This window comes from Streptomyces sp. NPDC034086 (assembly GCF_055575515.1).
Window position 1 is genome coordinate 158,295 of the sequence record NZ_JBVISM010000013.1, and the last position, 25,628, is coordinate 183,922.

The window sequence follows — 25,628 nt, forward strand, 5'->3', positions numbered from 1 at the left end:
CCGGCAGGTGCCGGGCGCCCTCGGGACGCGTACGCGCCACCGCTACGGCAGCGCCAGCATCCGCTCCAGCGCGAGGTTGGCGAAGCTCTCCGTCTCCTTGTCGACCTGGATCCGGTTGACCAGGTTGCCCTCGGCCAGGGACTCCAGCGTCCACACCAGGTGCGGCAGGTCGATGCGGTTCATCGTCGAGCAGAAGCAGACCGTCTTGTCCAGGAAGACGACTTCCTTGCCCTCCGGGGCGAAACGGTTCGCCAGGCGGCGGACCAGGTTCAGCTCGGTGCCGATGGCCCACTTGGAGCCGGCCGGGGCCGCCTCCAGCTTCTTGATGATGTACTCCGTCGAACCGACGTAGTCGGCGGCCGCGACGACCTCGTGCTTGCACTCGGGGTGGACCAGGACGTTCACGCCCGGGATGCGCTCGCGCACGTCGTTCACCGAGTCCACCGAGAACCGGCCGTGGACCGAGCAGTGGCCGCGCCACAGGATCATCTTGGCGTCGCGCAGCTGCTCGGCGGTCAGGCCGCCGTTCGGCTTGTGCGGGTTGTAGAGCACGCAGTCGTCCAGCGACATGCCCATGTCGCGGACCGCGGTGTTGCGGCCCAGGTGCTGGTCCGGGAGGAAGAGCACCTTCTCGCCCTGCTCGAAGGCCCATTCCAGGGCCTTCTTCGCGTTGGACGAGGTGCAGATCGTGCCGCCGTGCTTGCCGGTGAAGGCCTTGATGTCGGCGGAGGAGTTCATGTAGGAGACGGGGACCGTCGTGCCGGCGATCCCGGCCTCGGTGAGCACGTCCCAGCACTCCGCGACCTGCTCGGCGGTGGCCATGTCGGCCATCGAGCAGCCGGCGGCGAGGTCCGGCAGGACGACCTTCTGGTCGTCCGAGGTCAGGATGTCCGCGGACTCGGCCATGAAGTGCACGCCGCAGAAGACGATGTACTCGGCCTCCGGCTTGGCGGCCGCGTCCTTGGCCAGCTTGAAGGAGTCGCCGGTGACGTCGGCGAACTCGATGACCTCGTCGCGCTGGTAGTGGTGGCCGAGGATGAAGACCTTGTCGCCCAGCTTCTCCTTGGCGGCGCGGGCCCGGGCCACCAGGTCCGGGTCGGACGGCGAGGGGAGGTCGCCGGGGCACTCCACGCCCCGCTCGCTCTTGGGGTCGGCCTCACGGCCGAGCAGCAGCAGGGCAAGGGGCGTCGGCTGGACGTCCAAAGGCTGGGCGGTGGTCACGACACGCACCCTTTCTGTTCTGCGACAAGGATTTCTGGGACTGCGGGGGCTTGGTTCGCCACTTCTCGTCTATTTGACGCTATCTATCATAACTGCTTCACGTCACTTTGACGATGCCGATAGTGTCGATGTGACGCATTCGCCCCCGGGCGGGGCCCGGCGCTCCACCGGTCCTCTTCGCGGGGTCCACCGGCCCGCCGAGGTGTGCGAGCATGAATTGAGAAAACGAGGCGCCGGGCCCGGAATGAAACCGCGGTCCCGCTGGTTGCCACCGACGGCAAGAGTCCGACGTTTCCCCAGCCACCGGCGGGGAGCCGCCCACTTCGGGAGTGAATGCAGATGTCCGTACAGGACGACAAGACCACTGTGAGCGACGGCATCCTCCTGTCCGACGCCGCCGCCGAGAAGGTCCGCACCCTGCTGGAGCAGGAGGGCCGCGATGACCTCGCGCTCCGCGTCGCCGTCCAGCCCGGCGGCTGCTCCGGCCTGCGCTACCAGCTCTTCTTCGACGAGCGCTCCCTCGACGGCGACGTCGTCAAGGACTTCGACGGCGTCAAGGTCGTCACCGACCGCATGAGCGCCCCGTACCTGGGCGGCGCCTCCATCGACTTCGTCGACACCATCGAGAAGCAGGGCTTCACGATCGACAACCCGAACGCCACCGGCTCCTGCGCCTGCGGCGACTCGTTCAGCTAAGCCGTACGGCGAAGGGCCCGGGCCCGGTCGGAGACGACCGGACCCGGGCCCTTCGTGCTTCCCGCGCCCGCGGTTACTGGCGGGGGAGCGGCTTGCCCGACGTGGCGTCGACCACCTTGCGGTCGCCGAGCGGCTGCTGGAGCGTCGCCGTCAGCGCCATCTCCTGCGCGAGCATGATGCAGGCCTGGCCGGGCTTGTCCGGCGTGTCGGTGATCTTCACGATGACCGAAGCCGCCTCCTCCCGCGCCTCCAGGGTGTAGGTGCTGCACACCCCGCCCCAGAAGTTCACGGTCAGCGTCCGGTCGGCCTGGGCGTACGAGAACCCGGGCACGGTGTGCGGCTTCGGGGGCACCGGGGTCCCCGCGTCGCCCGCCGCGGCCGGCTGGACCACGGTGCGGCCCGGCTTGCCCTCCGAGCCCGCCACCTCGAACAGCCAGGCCGGTACGAGGCCCCGCCCGCCGTCCACCGTTCCCGCGACCAGCCCCAGTACGGCGCCCCGCACGCTCTCGGTCCGCGGCGGCTTCATCGGGCGCGGGTCCGGGTTGCAGGGCAGGGTGTCCGTCGCGCCGGTCGGGGTGCCCGGGGTCAGCGGCACCGTGGTCGCGCAGCCGCTGGGCCCCGGGCCGGTGCCGTCGCCGCCGCCCTTGGCCGCCGCGTTGAGGCGTTCCAGGGCCTCGGCGGCCCCGACCACCGGCTGCTCGGCCGCGCGCACCGGGGCCTTCAGCTCCCCGCTGCCCGCCACCACCGAGCCGTCGGCCCCGACGCTGATCCTGCTGGACCAGCCCTGGGTCGGGAGGCCGCCCACCACCGGGTCGGCGGTCACCACCCGGACCGAACCCTGGGTGAGCCGGGCGTCCACCTTGGCGTCGGCCTGCCCGGCGGCCGCGAGCACCGGGGCCGCGGCGGCCCTGGCGGCCTGCTCGGAGACGGGCTTCGCGCCGCCGGTGCCGGTGCCCGCGGCTTCCTGGGGGAGGGTGGCCGGGCCGCAGGTGTCCTTGCCGCGGACGCAGTCGTCGCCGGTGCTGCCGGGCTCGCCCAGGCCGCCGCCCTGGTACCGGGCGAAGGACCAGGTGCCCGGGGCCTTGCGGGTCACCGTGAGCCGGGGCCCGGACCCGTCGGCGGTCTCACCGGCCTGCCAGGAGTCGCCGGCCGGCCGGGGCGCGCCGGAGAGGCCGAGGGACTTCGCGAGCCGGGCCACCTCGTCGGAGGTGACCTCCCCGGACGCGGCGAAGGAGGGCGCGGTGCCCGGTCCGTCGGGCAGCTTCACGTCGGCCCGGTACGTCACCGGCCCGCCGGACGGGTCCGGCTCCCCGGGGGCGATGCCGGGTCCCGGCGGGGACGCGGCCGCGCGCGGCGCGACGGCCGCGCTGTCACTCGTACGGCCGCCGCCGGAGGCGTCGCCGTGCGCCGTCGACGCCCAGTACGCCGTACCGCCGCCGGCCAGCAGGACGGCGGCCGCGATCGAGCCGATGGCCCAGGCGGGCCGCCGTCGTGTGGCCTGTGATGTGTCGGGTTGTTCGCTGGTCACCGCATCGCTCCTTAGCGTGTCCCGCCGTACGTGATGCGGGTGGGACGCGGCGGCCGCGGAACCGGTTCCCTCGGACTTCCTAGTCGCCGTACGCGGCGGTGGAGGCGATCAGCCGGGCCGAGGAGGGCGGGACGGCCACCCCGTGGATCTGCGAGGGTGCCACACGGACCGGCCGGGGCTCCCGTTCCACGGCCCAGTGCGGGGCCATGCGGGCGCAGTCGCCGAGCAGCCGTGCGAAGCCGGGCCGCGCCCCGGAGGCGTGGTCCGCGTACCCGAAGCCATCGGTATAGGTCATGGGGGCACCGTAAGGTCGCCGTCCTGGGCGAAGGAAGTCCTACTACGGGGTAGTTTCGGCGGGTCGGCCCGAGGGCGCGGACCGGGTAGTTTTGATTGTCACCCGCCGTCCTCCGCAGGAGCATCCACGCCGTGCGCATCGCAGTCACCGGCTCCATCGCCACCGACCACCTCATGACCTTCCCGGGCCGCTTCGCCGACCAGTTCGTCGCCGACCAGCTCCACACGGTCTCCCTCTCCTTCCTCGTCGACAACCTCGACGTCCGGCGGGGCGGCGTCGGCCCGAACATCTGCTTCGGCATGGGCCAGCTCGGCAGCCGTCCGATCCTCGTCGGCGCGGCCGGCTCCGACTTCGACGAGTACCGCGCGTGGCTGGACCGGCACGGGGTCGACACCGAGTCCGTCCGCATCTCCGAGGTGCTGCACACCGCGCGCTTCGTCTGCACCACGGACGCCGACCACAACCAGATCGGCTCCTTCTACACGGGCGCCATGAGCGAGGCCCGCCAGATCGAGCTCAAGGCCGTCGCCGACCGCGTGGGCGGACTCGACCTCGTCCTCATCGGCGCCGACGACCCCGAGGCGATGCTCCGCCACACGGAGGAGTGCCGTACGCGCGGGATCCCCTTCGCGGCGGACTTCTCGCAGCAGATCGCCCGGATGGACGGCGAGAACATCCGCACCCTGATGGAGGGCGCGACGTACCTCTTCTCGAACGAGTACGAGAAGGGCCTCATCGAGTCGAAGTCCGGCTGGACCGACGAGGAGATTCTCGCCAAGGTCGGCACCCGCGTCACCACCCTGGGCGCGCAGGGCGTGCGCATCGAGCGGGTCGGGCAGGAGCCGATCCTGGTCGGCTGCCCGGAGGAGACGGCGAAGGTCGACCCGACCGGCGTCGGCGACGCGTTCCGCGCGGGCTTCCTGACGGGGCTCGGCTGGGGCGTCGGCCTGGAGCGGTCCGCGCAGGTCGGCTGCATGCTGGCCACCCTGGTGATCGAGACCCTGGGCACCCAGGAGTACACGCTGGCCCGCGCCCACTTCATGGAGCGCTTCACGAAGGCGTACGGCGAGGACGCCGCCGCCGAGGTGCGGGCGCACCTGCCTTCCTGACGCCGCCGGCGGGCGCGGGGCCGCGCCGCCGCGCGCGGCGCGTTCCCCTCCCCGCCCTTCGCCCGCCCCCCGGAGCTCCGCTCCGGCCTGAGCCCGGACCCCGGCCGTCACCGGGGCGGGGAGGGCTCAGGGCTCGCGGCGGACCTGGTAGGCCGTGCCCGTTCCGCGGGGGAATTCGCCCAGGTAGGCGTGGCCGCGCATCGCGCACCACGCCGGGATGTCCAGGCGGGCCACCTCGTCGTCCGAGACGACCGTGACGGTGCCGCCGACCGGGACCGTGGTGATGGCCCGGGCCAGCTCGATCACCGGCTGCGGGCAGCGCAGCCCCAGCGCGTCGACCTCCACGGCGTCGGCCACCGGCGCCGCCGGGGCCGGCTCCGAGACGCCGAGCTTCTCCCGTACGCCCGCCACCGCGCCCGGCAGTACCTCCAGGAAGCCGTTGACCTCCTCGGCGGTGGTGCCCGGCGGCAGGGAGACCCGTACGTTCCCCTCCGACAGCACCCCCATCGCCCGCAGCACGTGACTGGGGGTCAGCGTCGAGCTGGTGCAGGACGAGCCGGAGGAGACGGAGTAGCCGGCGCGGTCCAGCTCGTGCAGCAGCGTCTCCCCGTCGGCGTACAGGCAGGAGAAGGTGACCAGGTGGGGCAGGCGCCGGTCGGCGTCACCGACCACCTCCACGTCCGGCACCAGCCGGACCACCCGCCGCCGCAGCCGGTCCACCAGCACCCGCAGCCGCGCGGCCTCCGCGTCCGCCTCCGCCCGCACCGCGCGCAGCGAGGCCGCCGCCGCGACGACGGCGGGCAGGTTGGCGAAGCCGGGGGAGCGGCCGGACTCCCTCTCGTCGGCGGGGCCTTGGGAGGAGAAGCGGACCCCCTTGCGCACCGCGAGCAGGCCCACCCCGGGCGGGCCGCCCCACTTGTGGGCGCTGGCGGTGAGGACGGACCACGCGCCCTCCACCCGGCCCCAGCCCAGCGACTGGGCGGCGTCCACCAGCAGCGGCACCCCGGCGGCCCCGCAGACCTCGGCGACCTCGGCCACCGGCTGGACCGTGCCCACCTCGTGGTTGGCCGACTGGAGGCACGCCAGAGCCGTGGTCGAGCCCAGCACGGACGCGTATCCATCGGGTGACACCGCCCCGAGCCGGTCCACGGGAACCTCCGTCACCGTGCCCCCGGCCGCCGCGTGCGCGTCCGCCGCATGGAGTACGGAACTGTGTTCCACCGCCGACACGACCAGATGGCCGCCGACGCGCCGGCGTCCCGCGAGCACCCCCGCCATGCCCGTGTGAACCGCGTGCGTTCCCGAAGGAGTGAATACGAGCTCGTCGGGGCGGCACCCCACCGCCTCGGCCGCGGCCTCGCGCGCCGCGTCCAGCAGCAGCCTGGCCCGCCTGCCCTCCCGGTACAGCCGGGCGGGGTCCGCCCAGCCCTCGTCCAGGGCGGCCTGCAGCGCCTGCCGGGCCACGGGGTGGAGGGGAGCGGCGGACGCGGTGTCGAAGTACGGCATCCGGCCACGGTAGAGGGTGGCCGCCGGCCGGGCGGGTCCGCGCCCCGCGGACACCCGCTCCAGGGACCGTCAGATGGCCTCCCCGGTCCGCCCGTCGGGGCCGTACGGCCGGTCCCCCGTACGGCGGATCCATCCCTTCGGGGGCAGTAGCGGCGCGTTGGGCACCCTCCCCGCGCGACCCCAAATAGCGTCCAGTAGGGTTTGGTCCGCATAAACATCCAAACCCCTGCCTGCGTCAGGGCCGGCGACCGACCCGAACACGGCCGCGGCCGGCCGCGCGGGCCGAGACTCTCGGGAAGGCGCTACGTGAGTCCCTACGGCTCCGACCGCTCGCCGCGGCGCCCGATGCGGCGGAAGCTGCTGCAGGCGCTGACTGCGGGCGTGGTCCTGGCGACCGCCACTGGTTGCTCGTACACCTGGAAAGACTTCCCCCGCCTCGGAATGCCCACCCCGGTCACGGAGGAGGCGCCTCGCATCCTTTCCCTGTGGCAGGGATCCTGGGCGGCCGCTCTCATCACGGGCATCCTGGTGTGGGGCCTGATCATGTGGAGCGTCATCTTCCACCGGCGCAGCCGGACGAAGATCGAGGTCCCCCCGCAGACCCGGTACAACATGCCCATCGAGGCGCTGTACACCGTGGTCCCGCTCATCATCGTCTCGGTGCTCTTCTACTTCACCGCGCGTGATGAGTCGAAGCTGCTCACCCTCTCCTCCAAGCCGGCGCACACGATCAACGTGATCGGCTTCCAGTGGAGCTGGGGCTTCAACTACGTGGAGAACGTCGACGGCGACGCCGCGACCCCGAAGGCGGGCGAGACCCCGAAGGAGCTCGCCTCCCTCCCGGACCGCTACATCAAGTCCTTCCCCGCCGGCGCCGAGGGCGTCTACGAGAAGGGCGTCCCCGGCGACCGCAACGCGGACACCGACAACCCGGGGCCGACCCTCTACCTGCCCAAGGGCGAGAAGGTCCGCTTCATCCTGTCGTCGAACGACGTCATCCACTCCTTCTGGGTGGTGCCCTTCCTGTTCAAGCAGGACGTCATCCCCGGTCACACCAACGTCTTCGAGGTCACCCCGACCCAGGAAGGCACCTTCATGGGCAAGTGTGCCGAGCTCTGCGGTGTCGACCACTCGCGCATGCTCTTCAACGTGAAGGTCGTCTCCCCCGCGGAGTACAAGGCGCACCTGAAGGAGCTGGCGGAGAAGGGGCAGACCGGCTTCCTGCCGGCCGGCATCCAGCAGACTGACCCCGCCCGGAATGCGGAGACGAACAAACTGTGAGCATCCTCAACGAATCCCAGGGTGCCGCGTCAGCTGACTCGTACGAGAACGAGCTGCCGGTGCGGCGCAAGCAGCCGGGCAACGTGGTCGTGAAGTGGCTCACCACCACCGACCACAAGACCATCGGCACGATGTACCTGGTCACGTCGTTCGTGTTCTTCCTGATCGGCGGTCTCCTGGCGCTCTTCATGCGCGCCGAGCTGGCTCGTCCGGGCACGCAGATCATGTCGAACGAGCAGTTCAACCAGGCGTTCACCATGCACGGCACGATCATGCTGCTCATGTTCGCGACGCCGCTGTTCGCCGGTTTCGCGAACTGGATCATGCCGCTGCAGATCGGCGCGCCCGACGTGGCGTTCCCGCGGCTGAACATGTTCGCGTACTGGCTGTACCTCTTCGGTTCGACGATCGCGGTGGCCGGCTTCGTCACCCCGCAGGGTGCCGCCGACTTCGGCTGGTTCGCCTACACCCCGCTGTCGGACGCCGTCCGCTCGCCGGGCATCGGCGCCGACATGTGGATCATGGGTCTGGCCTTCTCCGGCTTCGGCACGATCCTCGGCTCGGTCAACTTCATCACCACGATCATCTGCATGCGCGCTCCCGGCATGACGATGTTCCGCATGCCGATCTTCACCTGGAACGTGCTGCTGACCGGTGTCCTGGTCCTGCTGGCCTTCCCGGTCCTCGCCGCCGCGCTCTTCGCGCTGGAGGCCGACCGGAAGTTCGGTGCGCACGTCTTCGACCCGGCCAACGGCGGGGCATTGCTGTGGCAGCACCTCTTCTGGTTCTTCGGACACCCAGAGGTGTACATCATCGCGCTGCCGTTCTTCGGCATCGTCTCGGAGATCATCCCGGTCTTCTCGCGCAAGCCGATGTTCGGTTACATCGGTCTGATCGCCGCGACGATCGCGATCGCCGGCCTCTCGGTGACCGTGTGGGCCCACCACATGTACGTCACCGGCGGTGTGCTGCTGCCGTTCTTCTCCTTCATGACCTTCCTGATCGCGGTACCGACCGGTGTGAAGTTCTTCAACTGGATCGGCACCATGTGGAAGGGCTCGCTGTCCTTCGAGACCCCGATGCTCTGGACGATCGGCTTCCTGGTCACCTTCACCTTCGGTGGTCTGACCGGCGTCATCCTGGCCTCGCCCCCGATGGACTTCCACGTCTCCGACTCGTACTTCGTCGTCGCGCACTTCCACTACGTCGTCTTCGGCACCGTGGTGTTCGCGATGTTCGCCGGCTTCCACTTCTGGTGGCCGAAGTTCACGGGCAAGATGCTGGACGAGCGCCTCGGCAAGATCACCTTCTGGACGCTGTTCATCGGCTTCCACGGCACGTTCCTGGTCCAGCACTGGCTGGGCGCCGAGGGCATGCCGCGCCGTTACGCGGACTACCTCGCGGCCGACGGCTTCACCGCGCTGAACACGATCTCCACGATCAGCTCGTTCGTGCTCGGCCTGTCCTTCCTGCCGTTCATGTACAACGTCTGGAAGACGGCCAAGTACGGCAAGAAGGTCGAGGTCGACGACCCGTGGGGCTACGGCCGTTCGCTCGAATGGGCGACGTCCTGCCCGCCGCCGCGGCACAACTTCCTCACGCTGCCGCGCATCCGCAGTGAATCGCCGGCGTTCGACCTGCACCACCCGGAGATCGCGGCCCTCGACCACCTCGAGGACCACGTCGCCGGCGGGACCAAGGCCCTCACCGGGGACAAGGAGGCCGGCAAGTGAAGATCCAGGGCAAGATGTTCCTCTGGCTCTCCGTCTTCATCCTGATCATGACCGTCGTGTACGGCGTCTGGTCGAAGGAGCCGGTCGGAACCACCGCTCTCGCGCTGGCCTTCGGCCTGAGCGCCATGATCGGCTACTACCTGGCCTTCACGGCCAAGCGCGTGGACGAGATGGCCCAGGACAACCTGGAGGCCGACGTCGCCGACGAGGCGGGCGAGCTGGGGTTCTTCTCCCCGCACAGCTGGCAGCCGCTCTCGCTGGCCGTCGGTGGCGCGCTCGCGTTCATGGGCGTCGTCTTCGGCTGGTGGCTCATGTACTTCTCGGCCCCGATCATTCTGATCGGCCTGTGGGGCTGGGTGTACGAGTACTACCGCGGTGAGAACCAGAACCAGTAGCACCCGCGGCACGCGGTACGCCGCGGCCCGCACGGCGCCCGAGGGGCCCGGACACCTTTTCGGAGGAGTCCGGGCCCCTCGTTTGCAGTCACCCCGCGCGCTGGATTTGTCATATCTTCATAGCGTTGGGCGCATGAACCACTCACCGCGTCTTTGGACGGTACTCAGCTGCTCCCTGCTGGTCGCGTCCCTCGGGGCCGGCGCCACCGCATGCGGGTCCGGCGACACCAACCCGCTGTCCGCCCGCCCGTACGACGCGGGCGACCAGGTCGTCTTCAACCAGGCCTCCGGCGGACGCCCCGCCGACCCCGACAAGCCGCTCGAGGTCACCGCCAAGGGAGCCGAGGCGCGGATCACCGACGTGATGGCCGTCGACACGCACGGCCGCCGCCTGGCGGGCGAACTCTCCGCCAAGGGCGACCGCTGGCACAGCACCGTCCCGATGGCGGCGGGCGTGCGCTACACCGTCACCGTCAGCACGGAGGACCAGCGGGGCGCCCCCGGCCAGCGCACGATGACCTTCGAGACCACCCCGGCCCAGAAGGTCCTCAAGGTCGAATTCGGCCCGGAGGAGGGCAAGTACGGCGTCGGCCAGCCCCTCACGGCCGAACTCAACGAGCCCGTCAAGGACAAGGCCGCGCGCGCCGTCGTCGAACGGGCGCTGGTCGTCGACGCGCCGCCCGGGGTCGAGGGCGCCTGGCACTGGGTGGACGACAAGAACCTGCACTACCGCCCGAAGGACTACTGGCCCGCCCACAGCACCGTCTCCGTACGGAGCAACCTGGAGGGCATCAAGATCTCCGACGAGCTCCACGGAGCCGCCTCCAAGCCGCTGAAGCTGGAGATCGGCGACCGGGTCGAGGTCACCACCGACGCCGCCTCGCACTACCTCACGTTCGAGCGCAACGGAGAAGTGATCAACACCATCCCGGTGACCACCGGCAAGCCCGGCTTCTCCACCCGCAACGGGGTCAAGGTGGTGCTCGGCAAGCAGTACTTCGTCCAGATGCGCGGCGACACCGTCGGCATCGGCGGCAGCGAGTACTACAACTTGCCCGTCTACTACGCCACCCGGGTGACGTGGAGCGGTGAATACGTGCACGCCGCGCCGTGGTCGATCGGCTCCCACGGCTACGAGAACGTCAGCCACGGCTGCACCGGCATGAGCACCGGCAACGCCGCCTGGTTCTACGAGAACATCACCGAGGGCGACATCGTCAAGGTGATCAACAGCATCGGCGACGACATGGACACCTTCGGCAACGGCTTCGGCGACTGGAACATGGAGTGGAAGGAGTGGCGCGAGGGCAGCGCACTCCTGAAGGGCACCCAGGAAGGCCGCAGCCCCGTCGACCAGGCGCGGCTGCGCCCCACCGTCTGAGAGGCCCGCAGAAGGCCGTACGGGCCCGCGGGCGGCCACCGGGCCGGCCGCGGGCCCGCGTACGCCCCGGGTGCCCCTCGCGCCTCAGGCGTCCAGTGACAGCCGGGGCCGCAGCAGACCCGCGAGGGTGTCGGGGAAGTCGACCGGGTCCACCGGAAGGGTGACCGCCGCGTCCGCCCGGCTCCACGTGGCCAGCCAGGCGTCCTGGGGGCGCCCCATCAGCAGCAGCACCGGGGGACACCGGAAGATCTCGTCCTTGATCTGCCGGCACACCCCCATGCCCCCGGCCGGAACCGCCTCGCCGTCCAGCACGCACAGGTCGATGCCGCCCGCGTCCAGCTCCTTGAGGACCGCTGGAAGCGTGGCGCACTCCAGGAACTCCACCGGCGGCAGGTCCGGGGCGGGCCTGCGCCCGGCGGCCAGCCGCACCTGCTCCCGGGTGCCCGCGTCGTCGCTGTAGACCAGAACCCGCGCAGTCGCCCGCATTTCGTCCTCCACCTGGCCGTGAATCACGCTGATGATGCGCGGGATGCTACTCCGTCCGACCGGTTGTCAACATCGGTTCGGCCGGGCTCGCGACCGGTCTTCTGATGGGCCGTTCGGGCCTTGCACACCCCCCTGACACTCCGAACGGCACCCCCCGGGGTGAGGGCGGGATAAGCGACCGACATAATGTCGGTCGTGGCGACAGCAACGACAGTAGATACCGGGCACGCGCACCCGACGGTCAACCGGCCGAACCTCGTCAGCGTCGGAACCATCATCTGGTTGAGTTCCGAGCTGATGTTCTTCGCGGCCCTCTTCGCGATGTACTTCACCCTGCGATCCGTGACGGGTGCCGAGTACTGGACAGAGCAGGCCGAGGCCTTGAATCTGCCCTTCTCGGCAACGAACACCACGATCCTGGTGCTCTCCTCGCTCACCTGCCAGCTCGGCGTCTTCGCCGCCGAGCGCGGTGACGTGAAGAAGCTCCGGACGTGGTTCATCATCACGTTCGTCATGGGTGCGATCTTCATTGGCGGCCAGGTGTTCGAGTACACCGAGCTGGTCAAGCACGAGGGCATGTCCCTCTCGTCCGGTCCGTACGGCACGGTCTTCTACCTGACCACCGGCTTCCACGGTCTGCACGTGACGGGCGGTCTCATCGCCTTCCTGCTGGTCCTCGGCCGGACGTACGCGGCCAAGAGGTTCACCCACGAACAGGCCACGTCGGCCATCGTCGTGTCCTACTACTGGCACTTCGTCGATGTCGTCTGGATCGGCCTCTTCGCGACGATCTACCTGATCAAGTAGCGAACACGTCGCCGGCTCGCCCGGCACTCCATCCAGAAACACCGACGCAGAAGATCCTGACACCGGGGTAATCCGTGAAAAAGCTCTCCGCACGACGACGCCATCCGCTGGCGGCGGTCGTCGTTCTACTCTTCGCGCTGGCGGTCACTGGGGGGCTGTACGCCGCCTTCGCGCCCGCGGGCAAGGCGCAGGCCGATGAAACCGCCCAGTCCCTCGCCATCGAGGAGGGCAAGAAGCTCTACGCCGTGGGTTGCGCAAGCTGCCACGGAACCGGCGGTCAGGGTTCCACTGACGGCCCCAGCCTGGTCGGCGTCGGCTCCGCGGCCGTCGACTTCCAGGTGAGCACGGGCCGCATGCCCGCCCAGCAGCCCGGCGCCCAGGTGCCGAAGAAGCCGAACATCTACACCCAGGCCCAGATCGACCAGCTCGCGGCGTACGTCGCGTCCCTCGGTGCCGGCCCGATCACGCCGACCGAGAAGCAGTACGACCCGGCCGGGGCCGACATCGCCGCTGGTGGTGAGCTGTTCCGCAACAACTGCGCGCAGTGCCACAACTTCACCGGCGAGGGCGGCGCACTGACGAACGGCAAGTACGCCCCCAACCTTGAGGACGTCTCGCCGAAGCACATCTACGAGGCCATGCTGACCGGCCCGCAGAACATGCCCTCCTTCCCCGACAGCACCATGCCGGAGAAGCAGAAGAAGGACATCATCGCGTACCTCGAGAACGTCAACGGCGAGAAGTCCACCAGCCCCGGTGGCCTCAAGCTCGGCGGCCTCGGTCCCGTCTCCGAGGGTCTGTTCGGCTGGATCTTCGGCCTGGGTGCGCTGATCGCCGTTGCCGTCTGGGTCGCGGCCCACACCGCTAAGGCCAAGAAGTCATGAGTAGCCAAGACATTCCCGAAGACAAGCACCTGCCGAGTGAGCAGGGCGACGCGCACCACGGTGCCGTAGCGGTCGCGGACGACCCGTTCGCGGACCCGGGCCTCCCGGTCCACAAGCCGCGCATCCAGGACATCGACGAGCGGGCCGCCAAGCGGTCCGAGCGCACGGTCGCGATGCTGTTCACCCTGTCGATGCTGGCCACGATCGGCTTCATCGCCGCGTACGTGGCCATCCCGGTGGAGAAGATCGTTTACATCTTCCCCGTCGGGAAGGTCAGCGCGCTGAACTTCGCGCTCGGCCTGACGCTGGGCGCGGCCCTGTTCTGCATCGGCGCCGGCGCGGTCCACTGGGCCCGCACGCTGATGTCCGACGTCGAGGTCGCCGACGAGCGCCACGAGATCGCCGCCTCCCCGGAGGTCAAGGCGAAGGTCATGCAGGACTTCGCCGCCGGTGCGAACGAGTCCGGCATCGCCCGCCGTCCGCTCATCCGCAACACGATGCTCGGCGCGCTGGCCCTGCTGCCGCTCTCCGCCCTCGTGATCATGCGCGACCTGGGCCCCCTGCCCGAGGACAAGCTGCGCAAGACCCTGTGGTCCAAGGGCAAGCTGCTCATCAACCAGAACACGATGGAGCCGCTGCGTCCCGAGGACGTCCTGGTCGGTTCGCTGACCTTCGCCATGCCGGAAGGCCTGGAGGAGGACCAGCACGACTTCCAGGTCCAGATCGCCAAGGCCGCCCTGATGATCGTCCGCATCAAGCCGGAGGACATCAAGGACAAGCAGGAGCTGGAGTGGTCCCACGACGGAATCGTGGCCTTCTCCAAGATCTGCACCCACGTCGGCTGCCCGATCAGCCTGTACGAGCAGCAGACGCACCACGTGCTGTGCCCGTGCCACCAGTCCACCTTCGACCTCTCCGACGGCGCCCGTGTCATCTTCGGCCCGGCCGGTCACGCCCTCCCGCAGCTGCGGATCGGTGTGAATAGCGAAGGCTTCCTCGAGGCGCACGGCGACTTCGAAGAGCCCGTCGGTCCTGCATTCTGGGAGCGCGGATGAGCACCTCTGCCAACAACGAACGCAATGCGTCGCGCGGCGAGCGCGTAGCCGACTGGGCGGACGGCCGCCTGGGCATCTACGGCCTCGCCAAGGCGAACATGCGCAAGATCTTCCCGGACCACTGGTCCTTCATGCTGGGTGAGATCTGCCTCTACAGCTTCATCATCATCATCCTCACGGGTGTGTACCTGACGCTGTTCTTCCACCCGAGCATGAACGAGGTCGTGTACCACGGCTCGTACGTGCCGATGCAGGGCGTCATGATGTCCGAGGCCTTCGCCTCGACCCTGGACATCAGCTTCGACGTCCGCGGCGGTCTGCTGATCCGCCAGATCCACCACTGGGCGGCGCTGATCTTCGTCGCGGCCATGGTCGTGCACATGATGCGCGTCTTCTTCACCGGCGCGTTCCGCAAGCCGCGTGAGGTCAACTGGATCTTCGGCTTCCTGCTGCTGGTCCTCGGCATGTTCACCGGCTTCACCGGTTACTCGCTGCCGGACGACCTGCTCTCGGGTACCGGTGTCCGCTTCATGCAGGGCGCCATCCTGTCCGTCCCGGTCGTCGGCACCTACCTGTCGATGTTCCTGTTCGGCGGGGAGTTCCCGGGCGGCGACTTCGTCGCGCGCTTCTACTCGGTGCACATCCTGCTGCTGCCCGGCATCATGATGGGCCTGCTGGTCGCGCACCTGATCCTGGTGTTCTTCCACAAGCACACCCAGTTCGCCGGCCCCGGCAAGACGAACAACAACGTCGTCGGCATGCCGCTGCTGCCGGTCTACATGGCCAAGGCCGGAGGCTTCTTCTTCCTGGTCTTCGGTGTCATCGCGGCCATCGCGGCGATCGCCTCGATCAACCCGATCTGGGCGCTCGGCCCGTACCGCCCGGACCACGTGTCCACCGGTGCGCAGCCCGACTGGTACATGGGTATGCCGGAAGGCCTCATCCGTGCCATGCCGGGCTGGGAGATCAACCTGTGGGGCCACACGCTCGTCCTGGGCGTGTTCATCCCGCTGATCCTCTTCCCGCTGGTCCTCGGCGCCATCGCCGTCTGGCCGTTCATCGAGTCCTGGGTCACCGGCGACAAGCGCGAGCACCACATCCTGGACCGCCCGCGCAACGTCCCGACCCGTACGGCCTTCGGTGTCGCCTGGATCGCGGAGTACATCGTGCTCCTCATCGGCGGCGGCAACGACATGTTCGCCCAGTACTTCCACCTGTCGATCAACTCGATCACGTGGTTCGTCCGGATCGGCTTCTTCGTCGTCCCGGTCCTGGCGTTCATCGTCACCAAGCGGATCTGCCTCGGCCTCCAGCGCCGGGACCACGACAAGGTGCTGCACGGTCGCGAGACCGGCATCATCAAGCGTCTGCCGCACGGTGAGTTCGTCGAGGTCCACGAGCCGCTGTCCCAGGACAAGCTGCACACGCTCACCGCGCACGAGCAGTACGCGCCGATCGAGATCGGCCCGACGGTCGACGAGAACGGCGTCGAGCGCAAGGTGACGCGCGGCGAGAAGCTGCGGGCGAAGCTCAGCAAGGGCTTCTACGCGGAGAACAACCAGATTCCGAAGCCCACGGTGGAGGAGTACAAGGAGATCCAGGCCGGACACGGCCACCACTGATCTCCGGCACGACCCGCTCGGGGGACCGGCTCCGCCGGTCCCGGTGTCGCCACAGCGAGAGCCCCGTCCAGCGACTGGACGGGGCTCTTCGCTGTCATCCGGGCTGGATAGGCTGAGATCCTTCCCATTCGACGTGGGCGCGCCGACAGCGGGCGGCCCACGAGCAGCAGGAGCGGACCATGGACGTTGTGACCCCGGCAGGCGGCGACAGCGTGGCGGCCCGCGGCTGGCCGGGCGTCCTCGACGCCCTGCTGGGCGGCCGTGACCTCGGCTCGGACGACACCGCCTGGGCGATGGACCGGATCATGCGGGGCGAGGCCACCGACGCGCAGATCGCCGGTTTCGCGGTCGCGCTGCGGGCCAAGGGGGAGACCGTCGAGGAGATCGGCGGCATGGTGCGGGCCATGTACGCCCACGCCAACCTGATCGAGGTGCCCGGCCGGACGGTGGACATCGTCGGCACCGGCGGCGACGGGGCCAAGACGGTGAACATCTCGACGATGTCCTCCATCGTGGTGGCCGGTACGGGCGCCAAGGTGGTCAAGCACGGCAACCGGGCCGCGTCCTCGGCGAGCGGTTCCTCCGACGTGCTGGAGAAGCTCGGCGTCAACCTGAACCTGACCCCCGCCCGGGTGGCGGAGGTCGCGGAACGGGCCGGCATCACGTTCTGCTTCGCGGTGACGTTCCATCCGGCGCTGCGCCACGCGGCGGCCGCCCGCCGCGACCTCGGCATCCGGACCACCTTCAACTTCCTCGGCCCGCTCACCAACCCGGCCAAGGTCCGCGCGCAGGCCACCGGCGTCGCCGACGCGCGGGTGGCCCCCATCGTGGCCGGGGTGCTCGCCGAGCGCGGCTCGTCCGCCCTGGTGTTCCGCGGCGACGACGGCCTCGACGAGCTGACTACCACCGCCACCTCCCGCGTGTGGTGGGTCCGCGAGGGCACGGTGACCGAGCTGCCCTTCGACCCGCGCGACGTCGGCATCCCGCTGGTGGACGTGGCGCGGCTGCGGGGCGAGGACGCCTCGTACAACGCGGACGTCGCCCGCCGCGTGCTGGCCGGGGAGACGGGCCCGGTCCGCGACGCCGTGCTGCTGAACGCGGCGGCGGCCCTGGTGGCCCTCGACCCCGGCACGGGCTCCCTGGAGGAGCAGATCGCGGGCGGGATCGCCCGGGCGGCGGAGGCCGTCGACTCCGGCGCCGCCCGTGCCGCGCTGGAGCGGTGGGTGGCGGCCAGCAACGCGTAGCGCGGCCGTGAAGGCGTGAGGACGGACGACCCCGGTCCACGATGCGGACCGGGGTCTTGCGCGTGCGGGACCGTGTGGCAGGATGCTTCCCAAGGTCACGAGTGACAGCGTTTTGGCCCCGGCTTGCTGTCCGGCAACCCTCCTTCCGTGGCGGGGTGCCCCGGGTGATGACCAGGCCGTGGGCAGCGAGGTCCGCGGCAAGCGCGGATCCCTCGACACCAGGGGTCCTGGTCTCTCGAGGAGCGTTTTCCGTGAGCAAGCGAATGCGATAGGGCGACTCCGCCCCTTCTTCAACCCCCGGACCGGGTCCCTTCCGTGTACCCCCGTCAGGTCCGGGGCTCCCCGTACCCCTCCGGTCGGCCGCCGCGCCGTACCCGCGTACGGGCACACCGAAGCCATTCAGACCTGCCTGCCGGGAGATACCGCCATGTCCGCATCCGCATCCGCATCCCTGAACGCCACCGCCCCCGCCGCCGCCACCGCCGACGGCCCCGCCTGTGGGGGGCCGCTGCCGGTGCTCGGCCGGGACGTCACCGTCCCCCTCGTCACCGGCGGCGAGGTCACCTACGCCGCCCTCGACTACGCGGCCAGCGCCCCGGCGCTCCAGCGGGTCTGGGACGACGTCGCCGCGTACGCCCCGTACTACGGCAGCGTGCACCGGGGCGCCGGCTACCTCTCCCAGCTGTCCACCGACCTCTTCGAGCAGAGCCGGGCGACGGTCGCCGAGTTCCTCGACTGCCGTCCCGGTGACCAGGTGGTCTTCACCCGGTCCACCACCGACTCCCTCAACCTGCTCGCCGCCGCGCTGCCCGCCGGCTGCCGGGTCTTCGTCTTCGAGACCGAGCACCACGCCTCGCTGCTGCCCTGGGGCGACGCCCGGGTCACCTGCCTCGACGCCCCGCGCACCCCCGGCGAGGCCGTCGCCACCCTGGAGCGGGCCCTGGCCGAGCGCGACCCTCACGGCCCGGCCCTGGTCTGCGTCACCGGCGCCTCCAACGTCACCGGCGAGCTGTGGCCCGTACGGGAACTCGCCGCCGCCGCGCACGCCCACGGCGCGCGGATCGTGCTCGACGCCGCCCAGCTGGCCCCCCACCACCCCGTCTCCGTACGGGACCTGGACGTGGACTGGGTCGCCTTCTCCGGGCACAAGCTGTACGCCCCCTTCGGCTCGGGCGTGCTCGCGGGCCGCGCCGACTGGCTCCAGGAGGCCGAGCCGTACCTCGCGGGCGGCGGTGCCTCCCGTACGGTGGCCCGCCGCGAGGACGGCGGCGTCGACGTCGAGTGGCACACCACCGCCGCGCGGCACGAGGCCGGCTCCCCGAACGTCATCGGCGTCTACGCCATCGCCTCCGCCTGCCGCGCGCTGCGGGAGGCCGGCTTCGAGAACCTCGTCGCCCGGGAGGACCAGCTCATCGCCAAGGTCCGCGAGGGCCTCGCGCAGGTCCCGGCGGTGCGGGTGCTGTCCCTGTTCGGGGACGACGCCCCGCGCGTCGGCGTCATCTCGTTCGTGGTCGACGGCTGGAACAGCTCGCACTTCGCCGCCGCGCTGTCCGCCGAGTACGGGATCGGTGTCCGCGACGGCCTCTTCTGCGCCCACCCGCTGGTACGGACCCTGCTGGGCGGCGAACCGCAGGCCCAGGGGGAGTGCGGTTCGCCGGAGGCGGCGCCGGGGGAGCGGTCGCTGAACGCCATCCGCGTCAGCTTCGGGGCCGGCACCCCGGACGAGCACGTGGAGCGTTTCCTCAAGGCCGTGCGGGAACTCGTCGAGGACGGCGCGAAGTGGCGCTACCGCACGGAGGAGGGCCGCTGCGTCCCGGCGGTGTAGGACCCCGCGCCCGGGCCGCCGCCGCCCCGCGCGGCGGCCTCCCCGCACCGGCCGGAAGAGACGGCCTAGGCGTCCAGGCCGATGGCGAAGGCGGCTTCCAGGTCGTGCTGGGAGTAGGTACGGAACGCCACGTGGGTGTCGGTGGCCTCGACGCCCGGGATCTTGCTGATGCGGCCCGGGATGACGTCCGCGAGGTTCTCGTGACGGGCCACGCGGACCAGGGCGATCAGGTCGTACGTGCCGGTGACGGAGTAGACCTCGCTGACGCTGTCCAGCTGCGCGATCGACTCGGCGATCTCGGGGATGCGGTCCACGCTGGTCTTGATGAGCACGATCGCGGTGATCACGGTTGGCTGTCTCCCTCGACGGCAGTCACTGGTCTCCTCACTCTAGTCGCACGGCGATAGCGCCCCCACGCGTAGAGGAAGCCGACCGAGAAGCCCACCACGTGGGCCAGATAGGCCACTCCGGGCCCGCTCCCGGCGCGCTGCGCCGCCAGCCACTGGAGGCCGAACCAGAACAGCAGCACGATCCACGCCGGGAAGCGCAGCGGCAGGAAGAGCAGGAACGGGAACAGGCTGGTCACCCGGGCCCGCGGGAACAGCCGCAGGAAGGCCCCCAGCACCGCCGAGATCGCCCCGGACGCCCCCACCAGGGTCTGGTCGGAGGACGCGTTGGCCGCCGCGTAGGCCGCCAGCGCCAGGTACCCCGTACAGACGTAGAAGGCGAGGAACGGGATCCGGCCCATCCGTTCCTCCGCCATCGCGCCGAAGACGGAGAGGAACAGCATGTTCCCGAGGAGGTGCAGCCAGCTGCCGTGGACGAAGAGCGCCGTCAGCGGGGTCAGCAGCGGGCGCACCGCTCCCGAGAAGAGCTCGTCCGGGACGACGCCCCAGCGCCGGAAGTACGCCGTCCCCCTCTCCACCAGCAGGTCGCCCGTCCCGTAGGCCGGGTTCAGGCCGGAAGCCGGCCCGAGGAAGAACACCGCGCAGCAGGCGGCGATCAGCGCGTACGTGACCACGGGGCCCCGGGCGGCCTCGCACAGGGTCCGCCACTTTACGATCATGCGACAGAGCATGACGCAGGCGGACCCGCCTGAGGGTGGTGCCAGGCCGTAGGGTTACGTGCTGCGGTCCGGCGACCGCGGCGCGAGGCTTTAATTGAATGAGCTACGAAGGAGAGAGCGGCCTGATGACGGTTCCCCTGCCGACCGACACCACCCGGTGGCGCTGCACCCTGTGCGGCAACCTCACGCGGTTCGATGTCACCCGATCGTCGAAGGTCGTGGAGTACGTCCACCTCGATCTCGCCGGGGAGCCCAAGGTCGAGGAGCGCGAGGTGGTCAGTGAGACCATCGAGTCGGTCCGCTGCCGCTGGTGCAACGCGGTGGACCAGATCGAACTCGTGGACAGGCCGGGCACCGACTCCTGAGGGAGCCGGGCCCACAGTAGATCACGGTAGGGGTGACGGATTGTGGAGCCAGCAAGCGGCGCGACGCCGGCCGACGCGGCCGGCGACGCCGCGGAGGTCCTCGACCGCCCGCTGCCGGAAGGCGTGCGGCGCCGGGTCGTCACGATCGTCTCGGACGCCTTCGGCGCCCTGACGGTCGCGGACCTTCCGGCGCAGCTGCGCCAGTACGCCCGGTTCACCCCGACCCGGCGCGCCAAGTTCGCGGGCAACGCCATGGCCGCCGCCGTGGAGAGCGACGGGGTCTTCCGCAGCCGGATCGCGGAGAAGCTGCGCGAGGCACAGCCGGAGCTGACCGCGGCCCTGGAGTCCGGGGCCCCGCCCGCCGCCGCGGACCCGCTGGACGTGGCGGCCGCGGCGTACGTGCTGCGCCCGGCCGGCTGGGTCAAGCTGGTGGCCTCCGCGGGGGAGGAGGCGCAGCGCGCCGACGCCGAGCGGGTCGGCGACGAGACCCGGCGGGAGCTGGAGCGGCTGCGCGAGGAGCTGGCCCACCTGAAGGAGGCCCAGCGCTCCGGGGGCGAGCAGGTACGGGCCGAGCTGGAGGCCGCCCGCAAGGAAGCGGAATCGCTTCAGCGCAAGCTGCGCAGCGCCTTGAGCGACGTCAAACGGGGCGAGGCCGCCCTGCGCAAGCTGAACGGCGAGATCGACGCGATCCGCGGTGAGGCCGCCGCGCAGGTGGCCGCCGCCGAGAGCGAGTCCCGGCGCCTCAAGTCCCGCCTCGCCGAGGTGGAGTCCTCCCTGGAGACCTCGCGCCGCGCCACCCGTGAGGGGCGCAGCATCGAGGACATGCGGCTGCGGCTGCTCCTGGACACGGTCCTGGACGCGGCGGCGGGCCTGCGGCGGGAGCTGGCGCTGCCGCCCGTCTCCACACGGCCGGCCGACACCGTGGACGCGGTGGAGCCGGGCCGGATGACCCCGAAGGACATCGCGGCGCGCGCGCTGTCGGAGACCGATCCCGCCCTGCTGGACCAGCTGTTGGCGCTGCCTCAGGCGCATCTGGTGGTCGACGGCTACAACGTGACGAAGACCGGCTATCCGACGATGCCGCTGGAGAAGCAGCGACTGCGGCTGCTGGGCGGGCTGTCCATGCTGGCCGCGCAGACGGGCGCCGAGATGACGTGTGTCTTCGACGGCGCGGAGCTCGCGGCCCCGGTGCTGCTCGCACCCCCGCGCGGGGTGCGCGTGCTGTTCTCCAAGGCCGGTGTCACCGCTGACGAGTTGATCCGCCAGCTGGTGCGGGCCGAACCGCCCGGCCGGCCGGTGGTGGTGGTCTCCACCGACCGCGAGGTCGCCGACGGGGTGGCCAAGGCGGGCGCCCGGCCGGTGACGTCCGCATTGCTGCTCAAGCGGCTTTCGCGCGTTTCGTGACCGCTGGGGCCAATGCCGGGATCGGCGGCGGAAACGGAAGACGGTCCGTCAGCCCCTCGGCACGCAGTGTGGGCCCCGGGTAAAGGAAGCGGAACGGCCACGGGTTTTTTCGGCAGGGGGTTTGAAGTGATCAGGGCCGGTCACTAGGGTCTGCTCAAACCTTCGTGCGGTAGCTCACTCATTCGAGTGAGGACGGAGGTGCTGCCGAGTGCGCCCGCGTCCGTCTTCGGCGGCCCGAGGAAGAAGGAGCCCGCCCCCGTGGCGTCCCACCGCCGACCCAAGCAGCCCACCCGCACGCGCGTGACCGTGCTCACCGCCACCGCCGCCGCGGCGGTCGCCCTCTCCTCACAGTCCGCCGTGGCCGCCCCCGACAAGCCCGGCAAGGACGAGGTCGCGTCGAAGGTCGACGCGCTCTACGAGGAGGCCGAGCGGGCCACCGAGAAGTTCAACGGGGCCCGCGAGCACCAGCAGAAGCTGGAGAAGGAGATCGCGCAGCTCCAGGACGCCGTCGCCCGTGACCAGGGCGAACTCAACGACCTGCGCAACACGCTCGGTTCGCTGGCCGCCGCCCAGTACCGCGGCGGGGTCGTCGACCCGTCCGTCGCGCTCCTGCTCTCCGGTGACCCGGAGACCTACCTCGACAAGGCCGCCACCCTCCAGCAGCTGAGCGGCAAGCAGCTCGAGGCGATAGCCAGGATCCAGGCCAAGCAGCGCGCCCTCGCGCAGCAGCGCCAGGAGGCCACCGGCAAACTCGCCGACCTCGACGCCACCCGCAAGGCACTCGCCGAGCAGAAGAAGGCCGCCCAGGACAGACTCGCCGAGGCCCAGGCCCTCCTCAACACGCTCACCGCGCAGGAACGCGCCCGGCTCAAGGACGAGGAAGCGCGGCAGAGCACGGCCGGACGGGCCGCCGCCGAGAAGACCGCCCCCGCCGCGAGCGCCTCGGGCCGCGCCGGAGCCGCCCTGGCCGCCGCGAAGACCAAGGTGGGCAGCGCGTACATCATGGGCGCCACCGGCCCCAGCGCCTACGACTGCTCGGGGTTGACGCAGTGGGCCTACGCCCAGGCCGGCGTCAGCATCAGCCGCACCACCTACACCCAGGCCAACGACGGCACGCGCATCAGCCGCAGCCAGCTCCAGCCCGGTGACCTGGTCTTCTTCTACGACGACCTGCACCACGTCGGCCTGTACGCCGGCAACAACATGACCCTGCACGCCTCCAACCCGCGCGGCGGGGTCAAGTACGAGTCCATGGACAACATGCCGTTCCAGTTCGGCGTCCGGGTCTGATCCCGCCCGGCGGACGCCGCCGCACCGCCCATCCGGGCGAATTGCGCGGCCCCCCTCCCGCCCCGCTCCCCGCCCATGACCTGCGTCTGAGGCGGGACACCGCCCCGGGGCCCCGGCCGCGGCCGTTGGCCGGTGCGTGGCCGCGCGGCTACTGTCTGCCAGCGCGGAACCCGGTACACGTCCGTCCACGGGGGGCGGACCCGGGGCCCGCGCAGCGGAAGGGAGCGGTTCCACGTGGCGTCCCATCGCCGGCCCGGGCTCAGCGGCCTCGACCGGAACACCAAGGTCACCGCCTTCACCGCCGCCGCGGCCAGCGCCGCCGTGGCCATGACGGGCGCACCCGCGCTCGCCTCCCCGGGGCTCCCCCAGGAACCTCCCGGCGGCACCCGCGCCCAGGTCGACCGGCTCTTCGAAGAGGCCGAACAGGCCACCGAGCGGTACAACGAGGCCGGTGAGAAGGCCGACGCGCTGCGCGCCGAGATCAGCCGGGCCCAGGACGCCGTCGCCCGCGGCCAGGACCGCATCAACACCATGCGCGGGGTCCTCGGCGCCTTCGCCGGCGCCCAGTACCGCTCCGGCGGCCTCGACCCCACCGTCGAACTCATGCTGTCCGACGACCCCCGCGCCTACCTCGACAAGGCCGCCGTCCTCGACCGGCTCAGCGGCCGCCGGGCCGAGCAGCTCGGCGAACTCCGCGAGGAGCAGCGGCGGATCGCCCAGCAGCGCCAGGAAGCCGGCCGCAAGCTCGCCGAACTGGAAGCCCTGCGCACCGAGGTGGCCACCCAGAAGCGCTCCGTCACGGCGAAGCTCGCCGCCGCGCGCCGGCTGCTGAACGCCATGCCCTCCGAGGAGCGGGCCGACTTCGAACGGGCCTCCCGCTCCGGGGGCCGCGACCGGGTCGACGGCCCGCCGGAACCGCCCTTCGGCGGCGGCCGGGTCTCCGGCCGCGCGATGACCGCCGTGATGGCCGCCCGGGCGGCCGTCGGCCGGCCGTACGTGTGGGGCTCCACCGGCCCCTCCGGCTTCGACTGCTCCGGTCTGATGGTGTGGTCCTACCGCCAGGCCGGGGTCTCCCTGCCGCGCACCTCACAGGCCCAGCGGTACGCCGGGCGGCAGGTCCCGCTCTCGCAGGCGCAGCCCGGGGACCTGGTGACGTACCGCTCGGACGCCAGCCACGTCGGCATGTACGTCGGCAACGGCCAGGTGGTGCACGCCCCCTACCCGGGCGCGCGGGTGCGCTACGACCCGGTCGGGATGATGCCGGTGTCCTCGGTGACCCGGCCCTGAGCCGGGCCGTGCGTACGATCGGCGGATGACCCCGGTCCGCCGCCGCACCGCCGTACGCCTCCTCGCGCTCGCGCTGGGCCCGCTCCCGGCGGCCGGCTGCGCCGACCCGGCGCCGCCCCGACCCGTGGACGGGGCCGTGCGGCGGGCCGTCGCCGACTGGTCGGCGGCCCCGCCCGCACGGCTCGCCGGGATCCCCCTGGAGGGCTGGTCGTACGAGGTGACCTCGGTCCGGCGGGACGGCGCACGGGCCTTCGCGCGCGCCGGGCTGCGCTACCGGCTCGCCGGCTACGACAGCGCCCCCACCGGTTCTGCCCGCGAGGTCGAGCTGACCCGGGACGGCACCGCCTGGCGGGTCACCGCCGACCGGCCCGCCCCCGGAGCGGTGGCGCAGCTGTGGGACCTGGGCGCGGTGACCGCCGTACGCGGCGCGCACTGTCTGGTCCTCGGCGCCGGCCCGAGCCGGCGGGCGCTGTCCGGCCTCGCGGCCGAGGCCGACCGGGCCGTACCGGCGGTGAACGCCGCCTGGCCGGGGCCGTGGGCGCGGCGGGTGGTGGTCCTGGCCCCCGGCACGCTGGAGGCGATGGCCGCGCTGCTCGGGCGGCCCGCCGCGACCTACCGGGGCCTGGGCGCCGTCACCACCGGCAGCACCGGGGGCGGTCCTGCCCCCGCCGACCGGGTCGTGGTCAACCCGGAGGGGTACGAGGGGCTTTCCGAGGCCGGGCGGCGGATCGTCCTCACCCACGAGGTCACCCACGTCGCGACCCGCGCCGCGACCTCGGCGCGGACCCCGCAGTGGCTGTCCGAGGGCTTCGCGGACTGGGCCGCGTACCGGGGCACCCCCACCACCCCGGCGGAGGGCGCGCCCGAGCTGGCCCGCGCCGTGCGGCGGGGCGAACTGCCGGCCGCGCTCCCGGCCGACGGGGACTTCGCCTTCGGCGGCGACCCGCAGGCGGCGGCCCGGGCGTACGGGGGCGCCTGGCTGGCCTGCCGGCTCGTCGCCGACCGGTGGGGCGGGGCGGCGCTGGTACGCCTCTACGAGCTGGCGGGACGCGGACCGCTGCCGGCCGCGCTGGAGGAAGCCCTGGGGGCGGACCTGCCCGGGCTGACGGCCGCCTGGCAGGAGGCACTGCGGCAGGAGCTGCGGTAGC

The 25,628-nt window shown here is 71.3% G+C and carries 24 protein-coding genes and 1 riboswitch; of the genes, 17 read left to right on the top strand and 7 right to left on the bottom strand.

The window, feature by feature from the left end:
* Window positions 1-42: 42 nt before the first annotated feature.
* A complete protein-coding gene (gene nadA / locus ACZ514_RS25800) occupies window positions 43-1,221 on the bottom strand; it encodes a quinolinate synthase NadA (protein WP_469125781.1) in 1,179 nt (392 codons plus the stop codon).
* Window positions 1,222-1,560: 339 nt separating this feature from the next.
* Between nadA and ACZ514_RS25805 the strand changes: the two genes are divergently transcribed.
* On the top strand, window positions 1,561-1,917 hold the full coding sequence (locus ACZ514_RS25805; protein ID WP_030029080.1) for a HesB/IscA family protein: 357 nt from the start codon (window positions 1,561-1,563) through the stop codon (window positions 1,915-1,917).
* A 73-nt stretch (window positions 1,918-1,990) separates the two neighbouring features.
* On the opposite strand, the gene ACZ514_RS25810 is transcribed toward ACZ514_RS25805, so the two are convergent.
* Window positions 1,991-3,445: a hypothetical protein gene (locus tag ACZ514_RS25810; RefSeq protein WP_469125782.1), complete on the bottom strand. Its 1,455-nt coding sequence runs from the start codon at window positions 3,443-3,445 to the stop codon at window positions 1,991-1,993.
* Window positions 3,446-3,524: 79 nt separating this feature from the next.
* On the bottom strand, window positions 3,525-3,740 hold the full coding sequence (locus ACZ514_RS25815) for a hypothetical protein (protein WP_468174303.1): 216 nt from the start codon (window positions 3,738-3,740) through the stop codon (window positions 3,525-3,527).
* Between the two features lie 131 nt (window positions 3,741-3,871).
* Here ACZ514_RS25815 and ACZ514_RS25820 point away from each other — a divergent pair, with 131 nt between their 5' ends.
* The gene (locus ACZ514_RS25820) at window positions 3,872-4,849 is read left to right on the top strand and encodes a carbohydrate kinase family protein (protein ID WP_468174301.1); all 978 of its coding nucleotides are present in this window, start codon (window positions 3,872-3,874) and stop codon (window positions 4,847-4,849) included.
* A 126-nt stretch (window positions 4,850-4,975) separates the two neighbouring features.
* Here the strand turns inward: ACZ514_RS25820 and ACZ514_RS25825 are convergent, their stop codons facing one another.
* Window positions 4,976-6,355: an aminotransferase class V-fold PLP-dependent enzyme gene (locus ACZ514_RS25825; protein WP_469125783.1), complete on the bottom strand. Its 1,380-nt coding sequence runs from the start codon at window positions 6,353-6,355 to the stop codon at window positions 4,976-4,978.
* A gap of 306 nt (window positions 6,356-6,661) precedes the next feature.
* On the opposite strand from ACZ514_RS25825, the gene ctaC reads away from it, so the two are divergent.
* The 4 genes from ctaC to ACZ514_RS25845 all read left to right on the top strand — a co-directional run bounded on the left by ctaC (window position 6,662) and on the right by ACZ514_RS25845 (window position 11,145).
* Complete coding sequence (gene ctaC / locus ACZ514_RS25830; RefSeq protein WP_468174297.1) at window positions 6,662-7,636, top strand: aa3-type cytochrome oxidase subunit II; 975 nt, start codon at window positions 6,662-6,664, stop codon at window positions 7,634-7,636.
* Window positions 7,633-9,369 carry an aa3-type cytochrome oxidase subunit I gene (ctaD, locus tag ACZ514_RS25835; protein WP_468174295.1) on the top strand — a complete coding sequence of 579 codons (1,737 nt, stop codon included), beginning with the start codon at window positions 7,633-7,635 and terminating at the stop codon, window positions 9,367-9,369. The genes ctaC and ctaD overlap by 4 nt, the downstream gene beginning before the upstream one ends.
* Window positions 9,366-9,764 (top strand): cytochrome c oxidase subunit 4, encoded by a 399-nt coding sequence (locus ACZ514_RS25840; RefSeq protein WP_468174293.1) that lies wholly within the window; start codon window positions 9,366-9,368, stop codon window positions 9,762-9,764. Before ctaD ends, ACZ514_RS25840 begins: the two co-directional genes overlap by 4 nt.
* Before the next feature lie 133 nt (window positions 9,765-9,897).
* Window positions 9,898-11,145, top strand: coding sequence for a L,D-transpeptidase (locus ACZ514_RS25845; RefSeq protein WP_468174291.1), 1,248 nt, complete (start codon window positions 9,898-9,900; stop codon window positions 11,143-11,145).
* An 84-nt stretch (window positions 11,146-11,229) separates the two neighbouring features.
* Here the strand turns inward: ACZ514_RS25845 and ACZ514_RS25850 are convergent, their stop codons facing one another.
* Window positions 11,230-11,631, bottom strand: coding sequence for a DNA-binding transcriptional response regulator (locus ACZ514_RS25850; RefSeq protein ID WP_388935620.1), 402 nt, complete (start codon window positions 11,629-11,631; stop codon window positions 11,230-11,232).
* Between the two features lie 186 nt (window positions 11,632-11,817).
* On the opposite strand from ACZ514_RS25850, the gene ctaE reads away from it, so the two are divergent.
* From ctaE to ACZ514_RS25880, 6 genes are all read left to right on the top strand, one after another.
* Complete coding sequence (ctaE, locus tag ACZ514_RS25855; protein WP_007263684.1) at window positions 11,818-12,438, top strand: aa3-type cytochrome oxidase subunit III; 621 nt, start codon at window positions 11,818-11,820, stop codon at window positions 12,436-12,438.
* 74 nt (window positions 12,439-12,512) lie between these two features.
* Window positions 12,513-13,322 (top strand): cytochrome bc1 complex diheme cytochrome c subunit, encoded by an 810-nt coding sequence (gene qcrC, locus ACZ514_RS25860; protein WP_467893293.1) that lies wholly within the window; start codon window positions 12,513-12,515, stop codon window positions 13,320-13,322.
* A complete protein-coding gene (qcrA, locus tag ACZ514_RS25865) occupies window positions 13,319-14,377 on the top strand; it encodes a cytochrome bc1 complex Rieske iron-sulfur subunit (RefSeq protein ID WP_468174289.1) in 1,059 nt (352 codons plus the stop codon). Before qcrC ends, qcrA begins: the two co-directional genes overlap by 4 nt.
* Entirely contained in the window at window positions 14,374-15,999 is a 1,626-nt protein-coding gene (gene qcrB / locus ACZ514_RS25870; protein WP_468174287.1) for a cytochrome bc1 complex cytochrome b subunit, read from the top strand. The genes qcrA and qcrB overlap by 4 nt, the downstream gene beginning before the upstream one ends.
* Before the next feature lie 179 nt (window positions 16,000-16,178).
* A complete protein-coding gene (gene trpD / locus ACZ514_RS25875) occupies window positions 16,179-17,243 on the top strand; it encodes an anthranilate phosphoribosyltransferase (RefSeq protein ID WP_468174285.1) in 1,065 nt (354 codons plus the stop codon).
* Between the two features lie 93 nt (window positions 17,244-17,336).
* Window positions 17,337-17,453: riboswitch (SAM riboswitch) on the top strand.
* 217 nt (window positions 17,454-17,670) lie between these two features.
* A complete protein-coding gene (locus tag ACZ514_RS25880; protein WP_469125784.1) occupies window positions 17,671-19,068 on the top strand; it encodes an aminotransferase class V-fold PLP-dependent enzyme in 1,398 nt (465 codons plus the stop codon).
* Window positions 19,069-19,133: 65 nt separating this feature from the next.
* On the opposite strand, the gene ACZ514_RS25885 is transcribed toward ACZ514_RS25880, so the two are convergent.
* Window positions 19,134-19,415: an Lrp/AsnC family transcriptional regulator gene (locus ACZ514_RS25885; RefSeq protein WP_344153804.1), complete on the bottom strand. Its 282-nt coding sequence runs from the start codon at window positions 19,413-19,415 to the stop codon at window positions 19,134-19,136.
* Window positions 19,412-20,146, bottom strand: coding sequence for a rhomboid family intramembrane serine protease (locus tag ACZ514_RS25890; protein WP_468174281.1), 735 nt, complete (start codon window positions 20,144-20,146; stop codon window positions 19,412-19,414). Before ACZ514_RS25890 ends, ACZ514_RS25885 begins: the two co-directional genes overlap by 4 nt.
* Before the next feature lie 113 nt (window positions 20,147-20,259).
* On the opposite strand from ACZ514_RS25890, the gene ACZ514_RS25895 reads away from it, so the two are divergent.
* The 5 genes from ACZ514_RS25895 to ACZ514_RS25915 all read left to right on the top strand — a co-directional run bounded on the left by ACZ514_RS25895 (window position 20,260) and on the right by ACZ514_RS25915 (window position 25,627).
* Window positions 20,260-20,499: a hypothetical protein gene (locus tag ACZ514_RS25895; RefSeq protein WP_007263676.1), complete on the top strand. Its 240-nt coding sequence runs from the start codon at window positions 20,260-20,262 to the stop codon at window positions 20,497-20,499.
* Window positions 20,500-20,538: 39 nt separating this feature from the next.
* Window positions 20,539-21,903 carry an NYN domain-containing protein gene (locus ACZ514_RS25900; protein ID WP_468697942.1) on the top strand — a complete coding sequence of 455 codons (1,365 nt, stop codon included), beginning with the start codon at window positions 20,539-20,541 and terminating at the stop codon, window positions 21,901-21,903.
* A gap of 258 nt (window positions 21,904-22,161) precedes the next feature.
* Window positions 22,162-23,193 carry a C40 family peptidase gene (locus tag ACZ514_RS25905; protein WP_469125785.1) on the top strand — a complete coding sequence of 344 codons (1,032 nt, stop codon included), beginning with the start codon at window positions 22,162-22,164 and terminating at the stop codon, window positions 23,191-23,193.
* 234 nt (window positions 23,194-23,427) lie between these two features.
* Window positions 23,428-24,480: a C40 family peptidase gene (locus ACZ514_RS25910; protein ID WP_469125786.1), complete on the top strand. Its 1,053-nt coding sequence runs from the start codon at window positions 23,428-23,430 to the stop codon at window positions 24,478-24,480.
* Window positions 24,481-24,505: 25 nt separating this feature from the next.
* Complete coding sequence (locus ACZ514_RS25915; RefSeq protein WP_469125787.1) at window positions 24,506-25,627, top strand: hypothetical protein; 1,122 nt, start codon at window positions 24,506-24,508, stop codon at window positions 25,625-25,627.
* The last annotated feature ends 1 nt before the right edge of the window (window position 25,628 follow it).

Excerpts from the sequence above, each read along its gene's own strand:
- ctaE (WP_007263684.1), top strand. The coding sequence starts at position 11,818 with ATGTCGGTCGTGGCGACAGCAACGACAGTAGATACCGGGCACGCGCAC.
- ACZ514_RS25815 (WP_468174303.1), bottom strand. The coding sequence starts at position 3,740 with ATGACCTATACCGATGGCTTCGGGTACGCGGACCACGCCTCCGGGGCG.
- ACZ514_RS25895 (WP_007263676.1), top strand. The coding sequence starts at position 20,260 with ATGACGGTTCCCCTGCCGACCGACACCACCCGGTGGCGCTGCACCCTG.
- ACZ514_RS25915 (WP_469125787.1), top strand. The coding sequence starts at position 24,506 with ATGACCCCGGTCCGCCGCCGCACCGCCGTACGCCTCCTCGCGCTCGCG.
- ACZ514_RS25805 (WP_030029080.1), top strand. The coding sequence starts at position 1,561 with ATGTCCGTACAGGACGACAAGACCACTGTGAGCGACGGCATCCTCCTG.
- ACZ514_RS25845 (WP_468174291.1), top strand. The coding sequence starts at position 9,898 with ATGAACCACTCACCGCGTCTTTGGACGGTACTCAGCTGCTCCCTGCTG.
- trpD (WP_468174285.1), top strand. The coding sequence starts at position 16,179 with ATGGACGTTGTGACCCCGGCAGGCGGCGACAGCGTGGCGGCCCGCGGC.
- ACZ514_RS25880 (WP_469125784.1), top strand. The coding sequence starts at position 17,671 with ATGTCCGCATCCGCATCCGCATCCCTGAACGCCACCGCCCCCGCCGCC.
- qcrA (WP_468174289.1), top strand. The coding sequence starts at position 13,319 with ATGAGTAGCCAAGACATTCCCGAAGACAAGCACCTGCCGAGTGAGCAG.
- ACZ514_RS25850 (WP_388935620.1), bottom strand. The coding sequence starts at position 11,631 with ATGCGGGCGACTGCGCGGGTTCTGGTCTACAGCGACGACGCGGGCACC.
- ACZ514_RS25825 (WP_469125783.1), bottom strand. The coding sequence starts at position 6,355 with ATGCCGTACTTCGACACCGCGTCCGCCGCTCCCCTCCACCCCGTGGCC.
- ACZ514_RS25890 (WP_468174281.1), bottom strand. The coding sequence starts at position 20,146 with ATGCTCTGTCGCATGATCGTAAAGTGGCGGACCCTGTGCGAGGCCGCC.
- qcrB (WP_468174287.1), top strand. The coding sequence starts at position 14,374 with ATGAGCACCTCTGCCAACAACGAACGCAATGCGTCGCGCGGCGAGCGC.